Consider the following 12,378-nt stretch of genomic DNA (forward strand, 5'->3'; position numbering starts at 1 on the left):
CCTCACCTGATCAGGAACGGCATGTTGACGGTGACGGCGCCGGTGGGGCACCGCGCGGCGCACGGCCCGCAGTACCAGCACTCGTCGACGTGCATGTAGGCCTTGCTCGTCTCGGGGTCGATGGCGAGCGAGTCGAGCGGGCACATGTCGACGCAGAGGGTGCAGCCGTCTATGCAGAGGCTTTCGTCGATCGTGACCGGAACGTCGACCCGCTGGTTGGCCAGTGCCATGGAGTGTCTCCTGTCGAGGGAGCTGATGGGATTCAGTAGCCGATGACCCGGGGTGCCGCCGCGCCGCGCTGGAGCTGGCCGTGCATGGTCAGCCGGTCACCCCGGAAGCGGATCCATTCGAGGTCGACCGCCCGGCCGTCGGCGAGTCGGGTGAGTCGCTCCACCATGAGCAGCGCCGCCCGGGCCGGCGCGTCGAGCAGGTCGGCCGAGTGCGGGTCGGCGTTGACCGCCTCGAACGAGATGTCGGCCGTGCCGAGCGGCTGTCCGGCGATCCGCTCGATCAGCACGAAGATGTCCTGACCGGCGAGGTCCGCGGTCAGCAGCGGCTCGCCGATGTCGCGTGGCAGATACGTGAGATCCAGCGACAGGGGTACGCCGTCGAGGCGGCGCAGCCGCTCCAGATACACGACGGGCTCGCCATCGGATATGCCGAGCCGCTGCGCCACCGGCGCCGGCGCCCGGATGAGCGCGGCGGTCCGGACGTCGTTCGTGATCGCACCCTGCGAGTGCAGGGTCTCGCCGAGGCCCATCAACCGGTGCAGACCGTGTGCGTACTTCTCCGTGAGCACCGTCGTGCCGACACCCGGTGAGCGCTCCACGAGACCCTCGTCGGCGAGCAGTGCCAACGCCTCCCGAACGGTGTTGCGGGACACGTCGAAGTCCTGACAGAGCTGCGGCTCACGGGGGAGTTGCCCGCGCGGGAACGCCCCGGCGAGCACCTGGTGCCGCAGCACGTCGGCGACCTGTCGGGCGCGGTCGGCACGGCGACGCCGCGCCTGATCGAGATTGTGCGGCCGGTCGGGCGCTGCTGCCATCCCCGGTCCCCCTTGTCGAGTGGCGTGCGGGAAACCATATAAATCTCATAGGAGAAGGGGAAGCTGTGCCGGGCTGCGCCACCGGAACCGGCCCGCTGGGCTGGACTGAGCTGCGAAAACGTGCGTCCGGCCGGGCGTTGCGCCAGTTCGGGTGTCCGCATGTTGGGAGTTCAGGCTCCGGGCCGACGGCTCGCCGTCGGCCCGGAGCCGTCGGGGGTGTCAGCGACCGGTGGAGCCGTCGATCTGTTCACGGAGGATGTCGGCGTGACCGGCGTGCCGGCCGGTCTCCTCGATCATGTGCACCAGGACCCATCGCTGGGACGGTGCCAGCGCCCGGCCCGGGGGCCGGGGTGCGGGACGGGTGAGGTCGGTCCAGGTTTCGATGACCTTGTTCGCCTGGGCGGTGGTCTCCCGGTACGCGGCGAGCAGCCTCTCGACGGTCTCGTCGCGGCTGGGTCGCAAGGTGCGGCGCATGTCGGTGATCGGTTCCTCGAGGAAGTAGAACCGTTCGACGGCGGTCAGGTGCTTGACGAGCCCGAGAAGGTTGGTGCCGCTGGGCACGCCGGCGGTGCGGATCTGGGGCTCCGGGACGTCGGCGACCTTGTCCGCGATCGCGGCGCGCAGGTAGTCGAGGAAGCCCACGAGGGTGGCTTTTTCGTCGGGAGCAGTCCACGCGGGTCCGGTGTCTGCGCGTTTGCGGGCTCGGGTGGGTGGCATCAGCTTCTCCGATCGCGGCGCTGGATGAGCAGGACGTTGTCGGTGATCGTGGCCGTCTGGCCGCCGGGTCCGACGGCTCGGCGGCGTGGCATGTCGGCGCGCGGTACGGGCCACTGGTCGGGGTCGAGACCGAGTTCCGCGGCGACTTCGCCGGGGGTGGGGTAGTGGGTGTCGGGGTCCTGGTTCCATGACCAGGGCGCGGTGGAGCCATGGTCGACGATCAGCAGCAGGCCGCCGGGGGCGAGAGCGTGCGCCGCGGTGCGCAACACGTGGGCGCGATCGAGCGTGAACGGCGTGTGGAAGTACTGGGCGGAGATGAGGTCGAAAGCGCCGGTCGGGAAGCTGCGGGCCAGGTCGTGCCGTTCGCCGGTGACCCTGCCGTCGAGCCCCCGGGCGCGATCCCGCAGTCGGTCGACGGCGGTGGGGGAGATGTCCACGGCGGTGACCCGCCATCCATGCCGGGCGAGCCAGAGGGTGTCACCGCCGGCACCGCATCCCAGGTCCAGGGCCAGGCCGGGACGCAGGGGCTCGGCGATTTCGGCGAGCAGGGGGTTGACGCGCTCGCCTCCCGAGCGCCGGGCGCGGTAGTGCCGTTCCCAGAACGACTCGGCGTCGCCCGGTGAGTGTCCGGTCATCGGCCCGCTCCGCCCGCTCCGCCCGCTCCGCCGCCCGCGAAGAATCTCAGCAGTTCGGCGGTGACGAACGTCGGGTTCTCCTCGGGCAGCCAGTGGCCGGATTTCGGCACCTCGACGGCCCTGGTTATCCGCGTCATCCGCGGTTCGACTGTGGAACGGGTGAACGCCAGCGTGCCTTCGGCGGTCAGCAGCATCACCGGCATGGTGATCGCCGCGGCGGTCACGTTGTCCCGCTCGTCCTGGGCCAGGGTGCGGTAGAGCGCGAAGCCGCCGGTCAGGACCCGCGGACGCTGGTACGTGCGGGCGAACTCCTCGACTTGCGCGTCCGTGAACGGGGCCTTCGCGCCCGGCCCGCCGAAAGCGGTCCCGCCGTAGGCGACGTAGGCGAAGAAGAGCGAGAGATATTCGCGTACGTCGTCGTCGACGAGCGCCTCGGGAAAGCCGGCCTGGTGGTGGAACGACATGTGCCAGCTCGCCTGGCGATATTGGTCCGCGCTGAGCGCCGGCCCCGGCAGCGGGTAGTCCAGGTGGGCGTACTTGACGACCTCGTCCGGGAACTGCGCGGCGTACTGGAATCCGACGCCGGCGCCGAGGTCGTGCCCGGCGAGGTTGATCCGGCGTAGCCCGAGCCTGTCGGCGAGCAGGCCGTGGACGTATCGGGCGAGGGTCGCCTTGTCGTAGCTCGATGGTGCTCCGACGCTGTCGCCGAGCCCTGGCAGGTCCAGCGCGTACACGGTGTATCGCGCGGCGAGGGCCGGCATGATCCCGCGCCACTCGTACCAGGACTGCGGCCAGCCGTGCAACAGCACGAGCGGCTCGCCGGTGCCGCCGGTGACGTAGTGCATCGTCACTCCGTCGACCTGGGCGGTCTCGTGGCGGAACTGACGGTTGAACTCCGCGTCGTCACGCGTCGCCGAGTCGTGGGCCGTGGGTGCGATGGCCGTGTTCGGCGCCTGTCGGTCGGCCGTCGTGCACCCGGCTACCAGCATGAACGCGGCCGCGAGGGCCGCCACGGTCTTTCTAGTTGTTGGTGCAGTGAGCATCGGTGATTACCTCCGCGCACAGCATGTCCAGCGGCGTTTCGAACTTGCGAGAAAAATTGCGGATCCGCATCATGGGGCCATGCACACGGCCCAGGAAGACGTCCTCGCCGGGGTGGGCCCGCGCCTGCGCGCGCTGCGCAAGGCGCGGAACACCTCACTGGCCGCGCTGGCCACCGAGACCGGTCTGACCGCGAGCACGTTGTCGCGCCTCGAGACCGGCAAGCTGCGCCCCACGCTGGAGCAGTTGCTGCCGCTGGCGCGCGCGCACGGCGTTCCGCTCGACGACCTGGTCGCCGCGCCGCCCACCGGCGATCCCCGCATCCACCTGCGCCCGGTGCGGCGCTCCGGCTTCACCGTCGTGCCGCTGACCAGACGTCCGGGAGGGATCCAGGCCTACAAGGTGATCTATCCGCCCGCGGGCAGGACGCCCGCGGCCACCCGGCAGACCCACGATGGGTACGAGTGGTTCTACGTGCTCAACGGACACGTCCAGCTCGACCTCGGCGACCAGACGTACCGGCTCGGACCCGGCGAGGCCGCGGAGTTCGACACCCGCACCCCGCACCGGATCGGCAGCGCCGGCGCCCAACCCGCGGAGCTGCTTACCCTCTTCGGCGCCCAGGGTGAACGCGCCCACCTCTCGCCCGCGACCGGGCCGCGACCGTAGTTGGATCAGACTCAGTACCGACTGCGTCGTCGCCGGTAGGACTGGCGGGAATCCTGGATGAAGTGCCGGCAGATGAAGACCGTGACGGCCGCACTCGCGAGAGCGACCATGACGAGGGCCAGCACCGGTGTGCCGGCCAGCGACGTCCGGGAACTCGCTGTCTGGAGCTGGGCGGTGCTCGTCGATCCGCCCGAGGCGGACCCCGGAGGCGGCGCGGTCGGCAGCGCGGCGAAGTCGACGATGCCGCTGCTCTCCAGCAGGGTCATGTGCGTCATGACGAACTGGTTGGTGCGCTGGGCGAGTTTGCGCACCGTGTCGTTGCGGGTGCTCGCCCGGATCGTGGCGATGGCCGGGAAGATCTTGCCGTGGGCCGCCCGCAACCGGTCGATGTACACCCGGTCGAAGTCTTCGCCCTCCGCGTCGCGCATCTCGGCGAGCCAGCCCTGCTGGTCCGCGTTGGGCTTGTCCGGCAGGGCGACGTCCAGCTTCTTCGCCGCGTCGCGCACCAGCCCGTCGAGCGCGACGTGCTGGTTGGCGATGTCACGCCCGATGGACTGGACCCGGGGATCGTCCGACTTCTCCTGAGCCATCTTGCCGGCGGGAATCTCCCACAAACCGGCAAGCCGGACCTTCACTGCGAAATCGCGGTCCGCGTCGGAGATCTCGCCCTTGCCCCGGTCGGTCAGCAGCCCGTTCGGCGGATCCGGAATTCCGGGTTCGGCGTGTGCCAACTGTGGGTCGAACAGAATCAGGGCCACGGCGACCAGCGCGGCACCCGACAAGCGACGACGCCACCGCGGGGGCGAGTCGACAGCGAACACGTCAACCTCCAGCTACGGCCTGAATAGATCTCGGTGAAACTTCATACGGAGCGGGGACCCGTAACGGATCAACTCCCGGGTGAGCTTCCGCACATTTCTCGCGCTCACGGGGGAGTGACCTGGTCGCGCGGGCTCCGCGGGCGGCCGTCAGCGTGGACTCCGAACGGTGCTGCTCAGTCCAGCAGGCCCAGGAGGGAGAGCTTGTCGGTGATCACGTCGGAGGTGAACGGCTTGATGATGTACTCGTGAGCGCCGGCGGCCATCGCCCGTACGATCTGCTGGGGGTCGCTCTCGGTGGTGACCATCATCAGGGTGATGTCGCGCAGCTGTGGTTGGGCCCGGACGGCGCCGATGAACTCCAGCCCGTTGAGCTCGGGCATGTTCCAGTCGACCAGGGCCACGTCGGGCATGGTCTCCATGGTGGCGAGGGCCTCCAGGGCGCTGCGCCCGTTGTCGGCCTCGACAACCTCACACCCGGTCGGTGCGAGGAGACGACGCAGGATCGCGCGCATCGCGCGGGAATCGTCGACGACCATTGCCAGCATGCTGGACTCCTAACCTGGTTGCAGACCCGTATGGCGTACGTCACGCCCCTGTCCCTTGCATCATCGGCGGCGACGCTCGGAACTGACGCCTCGGTGAGGTGCAACCACGGTGTAACGACCGACGCTGTCAGTTGTCACACCGTGCTCAACGTCACGGATTGGGCGCACTCGAAGGCATTGGGGTGAATGCGCCGTTACGGATCTGAACCCGGAGGAATGTCGGGTTTTCCCGGGCACCGTCGGCGGCGAACCGCACCGGGCCGGTCGTCAGGGTGCTGTCGGTGGACGCGATTGCGGCACGTACGGCTTGGAGGTCCGTGGTTCCCGCACGGCGCACGGCGTCGAGGGTCAACGTGGTCGCGTCATACGTCTCGAGCGTGGTGGGCACGGGGTCGACGCCGTTCGCGGTCCGGTAGCGCGCGGCCCAGTCCTCGATTCCCGGCTGGAACTGCGGCATGGGGAACGAGGTGCCGTACACGCCCTCGGCGTCGGCCTTGGGGGTGTGCTTGAAGATCTCAGCATCGATGCAGCCGTCGGCCAGCATGATCTTTCCGGAATAGCCGGCCCTGCGCAGGTCCTTGATCAATCGGCCGGCTTCGACGTAGTAGCCGGTGAAGTACACCATGTCGGCGCGGCTGTCGATGACGCGTCGGGCGAGGGTGGTGTAGTTCTCCGCATCCTGGCTCAGATCGGCCCGCAGAGCCACCTTGGCGCCAGTGCCCGGCACGCCGACCGCCGCCGCCGTTGACTGCGCCAGGCTCACCGAGTAGCTGGTTCCGTCGTTGACCAAGGCGAGTCGTTCGACGCGAAGCTCGCGCATCCACGTGCGCGCCATCTCGGCTTCGTCCCGGGTGGTACCCGAGATCAGAAAGACGGAGTCGTACCCGGGGACGAGCAGGTCGGTCGAATTTGCCAGTGGCACGACAGCGGGGATACCGGCGGTGTGGAAGACCTTGAGGGTGGGGATGGTCGCGTTGCTGCAGAAACCTCCGACCGAGGCGACCACGCCGGCGGCGACCAACTCGTTGGCCGCGACGACCGCGTTGGCGGGGTCGCACGCGTCGTCCTTGATGACCAGCTCCACCGGGCGGCCGAGCAGTCCGCCGGCGGCGTTCACCTCGTCAACGGCGAGGCGGGCCGCAGCCGCGTCGGCCTTGCCGGACGGCGCGTTGCCGCCGGACAGGGGCAGCAACGCGCCGATCCGGATCGGCGCGGCGGCGGCCGGCTGGTCCGGCAACGCGCATCCACCGGCGCCGAGGGTGACCGTGGCCGCTCCCAGAGCGACGAGGCGAGCCAACGTGGGTCGGGGCATGCGGGGTCCTCTCGGCGCGTGAATGTCTCCCTAGTCGTCGGCGCGGCCGGCCGATGGCTGAAGGATCCTGCCACTCAACTCGGTGGTCACGTGGCCGAAGGGAATCATGCTGGACGCCATCGAGATCGGAGACCACCGTGGGCCGAGACGCCGATGCGCCTCCGGCGGTGGACAAGCGTTTGTCGGGGACCCATCGCCGGGGCAGCTTCGCCACGACGGTCGCCCTCGCCGCCGTGTTGCTGACCCTCGGTGGGCTCACGATCTACGGCAATCTCGTGACGACTCGGACGACGTTGGCGCAGAGCGAGGCTCTCGCCGTCGATGCCTACTTCAGTGAGGCCCGCAACGCCATCTCGGTCGCCGAATTGCACACCCGCCAATATCAGCTCGAGCCGCTGCCCACCGTGCGGGTCCGGTACGAAAGCGCCACGGCCGCCGCCAGGGAGGCGCTGCGGCAGGCCGCTCGTAGCGACTCCGTCGACGCCCGCGCGGACGCCGGACGCTTGCTGAGAGAGCACGACGCCTACTGCGCGGCCGCGGACAAGCTGCTGAAACTCGTGGCGAACGCCGATCCGGACGCCACCCGCCTCGACCGATCGGAAGTCGCGCCGGCCTTCTACACACTGCAACACGACGTCGACACAGTCGCCCGCCGGTATCACGACGTCGCCCAGCAACAGGTCGCGCAGCTGCGGCAGGCGCAGGTCCGCATGTTGTACGCGATTGTTGTCGGATTTCTCGTCGGGTTGCTTCTGGTCGCCGTCATCTGGCGACTGGTCCTTGGTTTCCAACGTCGCCTCGCGTTGCAGGCCGATGCCAGCGAACATCTCGCCTCCCACGACTCGCTCACGGGCCTGCCGAACCGGATGAAGTTCCATCGCGAGCTCGCTGAGACACTCCATGGCCCGGGATCTGCGTCGAGCCTCACCGCGGCCGTGATGATGATCGACCTCAACGGTTTCAAGGCGGTCAACGACAGTCTCGGGCATCAGGCCGGTGACGACCTGCTCGTAGAGGCTGGGCGCCGCATCCAGGGGGCACTGCGCGAGTACGACACGGTGGCGCGGCTCGGTGGTGACGAGTTCGCCGTCCTGCTGCCGCGGATGCCGGACACGGAGGTGGCACGACAGGTCGCCGAACGCATCGCCGCCGCACTTCGCGAGGACTTCCTGCTGTCGGCGGGACCGGTCAGGATCAGCGGAAGCATCGGCATCGCCATGGAGACGGATCCGGTCGACGGCGACGAGTTGTTGCGCCGCGCCGACGCCGCCATGTACCGGGCGAAAACCACCGGCTCCGGGGTGACGATCTACGACGCGGAGGCCGACACCGGCACACACGACAGGGATCAGCTCTTCGAGGACCTGCGCGCTGTCATCGACTCCGCCGATCCGCAGGACCAGCTGGTTCTGCACTACCAGCCCCAGATTCGGATCAGCGACGGGGCGGCCGACGGTGCGGAGGCGCTGCTGCGCTGGCGACACCCCCAACGGGGCTTGCTGTCGCCGGCGGCGTTCCTGCCGCTCGCCGAGGGAACCGAGCTTGAGACACCACTGACCCGCATGGTCCTGGACAGGGCCGTTGAGCAGGCGCACCAGTGGCATCAACAGGGCCGGCCCCTGGTCGTCGCCGTGAACGTCTCGGCGCGTTGCCTCTTCGACGAAGGCTTCGCCAAGACGGTGGAGACGGCGCTCCATCGACACCAGCTGCCCGCCGAACTGCTGTGCCTGGAATTCACCGACGGAGCCATCATGACGCGGTCGCAGCAGGCCGTGGAGGTTCTCCGGTCCTTGCACACCCTGGGTGTCCAGGTGTCCGTCGACGACTTCGGTGCCGGATTCAGTTCGATGGCGCATCTACGCCACCTTCCGGCCACCGGCCTGAAGATCGACAGGTTCTTCGTCCGCGACCTCGCCACCCAGGACGATGCGGCGCTGTTGCGCAACCCCACGGAACTCGCGCACAGTCTGCGTCTATCGGTGGTCGCCGAGGGCGTCGAGGACGTGTCGGTCCTCGCGGTGCTGCGGGACCTCGGATGCGATCACGCTCAGGGCTTCGGACTGGCGCGGCCGGTCCCGGCGGAGGAGTTGCTGGCCGCCTGCGACGAGGCGGAACGACGCGCCCGCCTCGGTCTGACAGCCGTCGTGACGAACCACGAACCCTCAGGTTCGACCGTGCCCTGCCGATAGGCATAGGTCAGGAGACCCGAATCCGACGCTGGGAGTGCCATGAGCCCCACGACTCGGGACGCCGACCGGTCCCCGTGCGACGCCGCCGCGGCGCTCATTCCGCGGGTGCTGGCCGAGCGTGCGGTCTTCCCCCTGTACCAACCCCTCGTCGACCTCGCCACCAGGTCGATGGTGGGCGTCGAGGCGCTGGCCCGCGGGCCGGCCGGGTCGCTGGTGGAGTACCCCGACGTGCTGTTCGGCGCCGCCGACCGGGCCGGCCTGCTGCCCCTGCTCGACCAGCTCTGCTTCGGCCGCGCGGTGGAACTGGCCCGAGCCGCCGGGGACGTGACGCCGCCGCTGGTCTTCATCAACGCCGAACCGGCCGTGCTGGACAACGCCATGACACCCGAACTGGTCGCCGAGATCAGCGCCGAGCGGTCGTTCCGGATCGTCATGGAGCTGACCGAGCGCGCGCTCGCGGCGGCCCCGGCGGGCCTGCTGCACATCGCCGGCGTCGTGCACCAGGGAGGCGGCGCCCTCGCCCTGGACGACGTCGGCGCCGACCCCCTGTCGATGGCCTTCCTGCCGCTCCTGGAGCCGGAAGTGGTCAAGCTCGACATGCACCTGCTGCGCGACCCGTACGCCCCGTACACCATCGAGACCACGGCGATGGCCGGCGCGTACGCGGATCGGACCGGCGCTGTGGTGCTCGCGGAGGGCATCGAAACCGAGGCCGACCTGGAAATCGCCCAGGCCCTCGGTGCCCGGTGGGGGCAGGGCTGGCTGTTCGCGAAGCCCGGCCCGCTCAGCGCGGTCGCCGACTGGCCGGTCCACCACTCCGCACGGCTGCGGCCGTCACGGCCGGACCTGCACGAACCGGCCGGCACCCCGTTCAGCATCGCCGCGGCGCGCCACCACAGCCGCACCGGCGACCAGCCGATGCTCGACGGCCTCACCGACTACCTGTGGAGACAGGCGACCGGCACCGGCTCGTACGCGGTGGTGCTCGGCGCCTACCCGGATCCAGCGACCGGCCGCACCTGGCTGTCCCCGCTCGCCTCGGCGGCGGAATCGGCGGCCTTCGTCGGCGTGGTCGGTCCGGCGCTGCCGGGCGACGCCCCGCCTTCGGTGCGGCACGCGACGACGTCGTCGGACGGTCCGGAATCGGCGGAGACGGTGCTGGCCGTGATCGGCCCGCACTGCGCGGTAGCGCTGTGCGTCCGGCCCAACGCCGGCGGCCAGGCGGACTTCGTGCTGACCCACGACCCGGACCTGGTGCACGCGATCGGCCGCATGCTGCTGCGGCGACTCGGTACTGCCGCCGAACGGCAGACCTCGCCAGCCACCGACCAGCGGGTCGGTCGGACCGTGACTGCCCCATAGCCACGGCCGGCGGCAGTTGTTCGCGAACGTTTCGGTGCGGTAAGCCGGGGGCATGGTGCGGCGGTGCCGGGATGGTTGGTAGCGGGTAGTTGGGGTTTGGTGGCGGGTTCGGCGTTGCTCGGCGGCGCGGCCGTCGGCTACCTGGTACGGATCCCGCAGAAGCTGATCGCGTCGATCATGGCGTTCGGTGCGGGCGTCCTGCTCTCGGCCGTGTCGTTCGAGTTGGTTGCCGAGGCTTACGAACGCGCCGGGCTGATGCCCACGACAATCGGCGCGGTCACCGGCGCGCTGGTCTACACCGGCTGCAACATGCTGCTGGCCCGCCGAGGGGCCCGGCATCGAAAACGCTCCGGGGACCAGCAGCCGTCCGAGGGCGACCAGGGCGGTTCGGGGACCGCCCTGGCGCTCGGCGCGCTGCTGGACGGGGTGCCCGAGTCGATCGTCATCGGGACGAGTCTGCTCGGCGGCGGTGCCGTCTCGGCCGTGACCGTGGCGGCGGTGTTCATCAGTAACGTGCCCGAAGGGTTGGCCAGTGCCGCCGGAATGCGCCGGGCCGGTCGCTCGCGGGCCTATGTCTTCGGCCTGTGGGGTGGCATCGCCGCGGTCAGCGGTCTCGCGGCGGTCGCCGGCTATCTGTTGCTGGGTGGTGCTACGCCGGCCGTGTTGGCGTTCATCACCGCGTTGGCCGCCGGAGCGATCCTCACCATGGTCGCCGACACGATGATTCCCGAAGCGTTCGAGCGCACGCATCTGGCGATGGGCCTGATTCTGCTGCTCGGCTTTCTGTGCGCGTTCGCCTTGTCCACCTCAGGTGGCTGACATCCCCGGCTGGTAGTCGGGGATGTCCTCGACCCGGTGGTAGACGGGTAGGCCGCGTTCCCGGGCGATCCGGACGTCCTCGTCAGCGCCCGTGGACTCGCCGGGCAGCCGCAGCACCGCGTCGCAGTGTCTCAGCAGGCGTTCCGCGGTCGGGTACATGATCTGTTCGGCCACGGGGTCGGTGGGTCCGGTGCCGCCCGCGCCGCGGAGGACGGGTAGGGCGACCCATTCTCCGATCATCGGGAGGTGGCCGCTGCGGAAGATCGGCCATGCCGCTTCCTCCAGTCGGGCGAGGTTGCGTGCCATCAGGTCGGGGTCGTCGCCGGTGCCGGAGCGGTAGGGGCCTGCGATCAGAATGAGCATGCGATGACCATAGTGTGCAAGACTCGGCAAAAACAAGGAGGAACGTGCATGCTGGCCGCACAACGCCGGGATCTGCTGCTCGAGCGCCTGCGTACGGACGGCAGGATCATCGCCAAGAGCCTGGCAGCCGAACTGGGGATTTCCGAGGACAGCATCCGCCGCGATCTTCGTGAGCTGGCGACCGCGGGACTGTGCCAGCGCGTGTACGGCGGTGCGCTGCCCGCCTCGCCGGCGATCGCCGATTACGCGGCACGTCAGCATGTGGCGATATCCGGCAAGCAGCGGGTGGCGGCCGCCGCGGCGACGATGGTGGAACCGGGCAGCACCGTGATCATCGATGGTGGCACCACCGCGCTGGCCGTGGTCCGCGCGCTGCCTGTCGACCTGCGGGCCACCGTCGTGACGCACAGCCCGACCGTGGCGAGCGCGCTGGCCGATCACCGGGACGTGGAGGTCTATCTGATCGGAGGGCGGCTGTTCAAACACTCGATGGTGGCGTGCGGCGCCGCCGCCGTGGAAGCCGCGCGCGGCCTGCACGCCGACCTCTTCCTCCTCGGCGTGACCGGTGTGCACCCCGAGGCCGGACTCACCACCGACGACGCCGACGAGGCCGCGATGAAGCGCGCCCTGGCGCGTCAGGCAGCCGACACCTATGTGCTGGCCAGTTCGGAGAAGGTCGGTGCGGCGTCCCGGTTCGCCGTGCTGCCGCTCGGCGAGGTCGCCGGGGTCATCACCGACACGAGCCCGGACGACCCGACGGTGCGGGCGCTCGACGTCCGGGTCATCCACGCTCCATGACGGCCGGACATGACCGTCCTGGCCGGATTCGTCACTGCTTTGACATTGCCGTCCCCGTGCCC

Annotated in this window: 14 protein-coding genes; 5 read left to right on the top strand and 9 right to left on the bottom strand. The window is 69.8% G+C overall.

Going from position 1 to position 12,378, the window contains the following annotated elements; translation table 11 throughout:
* Positions 1-2: 2 nt before the first annotated feature.
* The 5 genes from AB0M36_RS17820 to AB0M36_RS17840 form a co-directional block, all read right to left on the bottom strand.
* Positions 3-230 carry a ferredoxin family protein gene (locus tag AB0M36_RS17820; protein ID WP_364158496.1) on the bottom strand — a complete coding sequence of 76 codons (228 nt, stop codon included), beginning with the start codon at positions 228-230 and terminating at the stop codon, positions 3-5.
* A gap of 32 nt (positions 231-262) precedes the next feature.
* Positions 263-1,045 (bottom strand): GntR family transcriptional regulator, encoded by a 783-nt coding sequence (locus tag AB0M36_RS17825; RefSeq protein WP_364158499.1) that lies wholly within the window; start codon positions 1,043-1,045, stop codon positions 263-265.
* Positions 1,046-1,264: 219 nt separating this feature from the next.
* Positions 1,265-1,762 (bottom strand): DinB family protein, encoded by a 498-nt coding sequence (locus AB0M36_RS17830; RefSeq protein ID WP_364158502.1) that lies wholly within the window; start codon positions 1,760-1,762, stop codon positions 1,265-1,267.
* Complete coding sequence (locus tag AB0M36_RS17835) at positions 1,762-2,397, bottom strand: class I SAM-dependent methyltransferase (protein ID WP_364158505.1); 636 nt, start codon at positions 2,395-2,397, stop codon at positions 1,762-1,764. The genes AB0M36_RS17830 and AB0M36_RS17835 overlap by 1 nt, the downstream gene beginning before the upstream one ends.
* A complete protein-coding gene (locus AB0M36_RS17840) occupies positions 2,394-3,440 on the bottom strand; it encodes an alpha/beta hydrolase (RefSeq protein WP_364158508.1) in 1,047 nt (348 codons plus the stop codon). Before AB0M36_RS17840 ends, AB0M36_RS17835 begins: the two co-directional genes overlap by 4 nt.
* 79 nt (positions 3,441-3,519) lie before the next feature.
* Between AB0M36_RS17840 and AB0M36_RS17845 the strand changes: the two genes are divergently transcribed.
* A complete protein-coding gene (locus tag AB0M36_RS17845) occupies positions 3,520-4,107 on the top strand; it encodes an XRE family transcriptional regulator (RefSeq protein ID WP_364158510.1) in 588 nt (195 codons plus the stop codon).
* 11 nt (positions 4,108-4,118) lie between these two features.
* Here the strand turns inward: AB0M36_RS17845 and AB0M36_RS17850 are convergent, their stop codons facing one another.
* The 3 genes from AB0M36_RS17850 to AB0M36_RS17860 all read right to left on the bottom strand — a co-directional run bounded on the left by AB0M36_RS17850 (position 4,119) and on the right by AB0M36_RS17860 (position 6,785).
* Entirely contained in the window at positions 4,119-4,928 is an 810-nt protein-coding gene (locus AB0M36_RS17850) for a DUF4142 domain-containing protein (RefSeq protein ID WP_364158512.1), read from the bottom strand.
* A 173-nt stretch (positions 4,929-5,101) separates the two neighbouring features.
* Positions 5,102-5,473, bottom strand: coding sequence for a response regulator (locus AB0M36_RS17855; RefSeq protein ID WP_364158515.1), 372 nt, complete (start codon positions 5,471-5,473; stop codon positions 5,102-5,104).
* A gap of 151 nt (positions 5,474-5,624) precedes the next feature.
* Complete coding sequence (locus AB0M36_RS17860; RefSeq protein WP_364158518.1) at positions 5,625-6,785, bottom strand: branched-chain amino acid ABC transporter substrate-binding protein; 1,161 nt, start codon at positions 6,783-6,785, stop codon at positions 5,625-5,627.
* Positions 6,786-6,922: 137 nt separating this feature from the next.
* Here AB0M36_RS17860 and AB0M36_RS17865 point away from each other — a divergent pair, with 137 nt between their 5' ends.
* From AB0M36_RS17865 to AB0M36_RS17875, 3 genes are all read left to right on the top strand, one after another.
* A complete protein-coding gene (locus AB0M36_RS17865; RefSeq protein WP_364158520.1) occupies positions 6,923-8,974 on the top strand; it encodes a bifunctional diguanylate cyclase/phosphodiesterase in 2,052 nt (683 codons plus the stop codon).
* Between the two features lie 39 nt (positions 8,975-9,013).
* Positions 9,014-10,336 carry an EAL domain-containing protein gene (locus AB0M36_RS17870; protein ID WP_364158523.1) on the top strand — a complete coding sequence of 441 codons (1,323 nt, stop codon included), beginning with the start codon at positions 9,014-9,016 and terminating at the stop codon, positions 10,334-10,336.
* A gap of 63 nt (positions 10,337-10,399) precedes the next feature.
* A complete protein-coding gene (locus AB0M36_RS17875) occupies positions 10,400-11,155 on the top strand; it encodes a ZIP family zinc transporter (RefSeq protein ID WP_364158525.1) in 756 nt (251 codons plus the stop codon).
* On the opposite strand, the gene AB0M36_RS17880 is transcribed toward AB0M36_RS17875, so the two are convergent.
* Complete coding sequence (locus AB0M36_RS17880) at positions 11,144-11,518, bottom strand: DUF4406 domain-containing protein (RefSeq protein WP_364158527.1); 375 nt, start codon at positions 11,516-11,518, stop codon at positions 11,144-11,146. The two genes, AB0M36_RS17875 and AB0M36_RS17880, sit on opposite strands and share 12 nt — an antisense overlap.
* Before the next feature lie 48 nt (positions 11,519-11,566).
* On the opposite strand from AB0M36_RS17880, the gene AB0M36_RS17885 reads away from it, so the two are divergent.
* Positions 11,567-12,316 (top strand): DeoR/GlpR family DNA-binding transcription regulator, encoded by a 750-nt coding sequence (locus AB0M36_RS17885; protein ID WP_364158530.1) that lies wholly within the window; start codon positions 11,567-11,569, stop codon positions 12,314-12,316.
* Positions 12,317-12,378: the final 62 nt, after the last annotated feature.

Source organism: Actinoplanes sp. NPDC051346 (assembly GCF_040682215.1).
Taxonomy (GTDB): Bacteria; Actinomycetota; Actinomycetes; order Mycobacteriales; family Micromonosporaceae; genus Actinoplanes.

Coding starts and splice junctions, on each gene's coding strand:
- AB0M36_RS17825 (WP_364158499.1), bottom strand. CDS start 1,045: ATGGCAGCAGCGCCCGACCGGCCGCACAATCTCGATCAGGCGCGGCGT.
- AB0M36_RS17870 (WP_364158523.1), top strand. CDS start 9,014: ATGAGCCCCACGACTCGGGACGCCGACCGGTCCCCGTGCGACGCCGCC.
- AB0M36_RS17845 (WP_364158510.1), top strand. CDS start 3,520: ATGCACACGGCCCAGGAAGACGTCCTCGCCGGGGTGGGCCCGCGCCTG.
- AB0M36_RS17820 (WP_364158496.1), bottom strand. CDS start 230: ATGGCACTGGCCAACCAGCGGGTCGACGTTCCGGTCACGATCGACGAA.
- AB0M36_RS17855 (WP_364158515.1), bottom strand. CDS start 5,473: ATGCTGGCAATGGTCGTCGACGATTCCCGCGCGATGCGCGCGATCCTG.
- AB0M36_RS17830 (WP_364158502.1), bottom strand. CDS start 1,762: ATGCCACCCACCCGAGCCCGCAAACGCGCAGACACCGGACCCGCGTGG.
- AB0M36_RS17835 (WP_364158505.1), bottom strand. CDS start 2,397: ATGACCGGACACTCACCGGGCGACGCCGAGTCGTTCTGGGAACGGCAC.
- AB0M36_RS17880 (WP_364158527.1), bottom strand. CDS start 11,518: ATGCTCATTCTGATCGCAGGCCCCTACCGCTCCGGCACCGGCGACGAC.
- AB0M36_RS17885 (WP_364158530.1), top strand. CDS start 11,567: ATGCTGGCCGCACAACGCCGGGATCTGCTGCTCGAGCGCCTGCGTACG.
- AB0M36_RS17860 (WP_364158518.1), bottom strand. CDS start 6,785: ATGCCCCGACCCACGTTGGCTCGCCTCGTCGCTCTGGGAGCGGCCACG.
- AB0M36_RS17840 (WP_364158508.1), bottom strand. CDS start 3,440: ATGCTCACTGCACCAACAACTAGAAAGACCGTGGCGGCCCTCGCGGCC.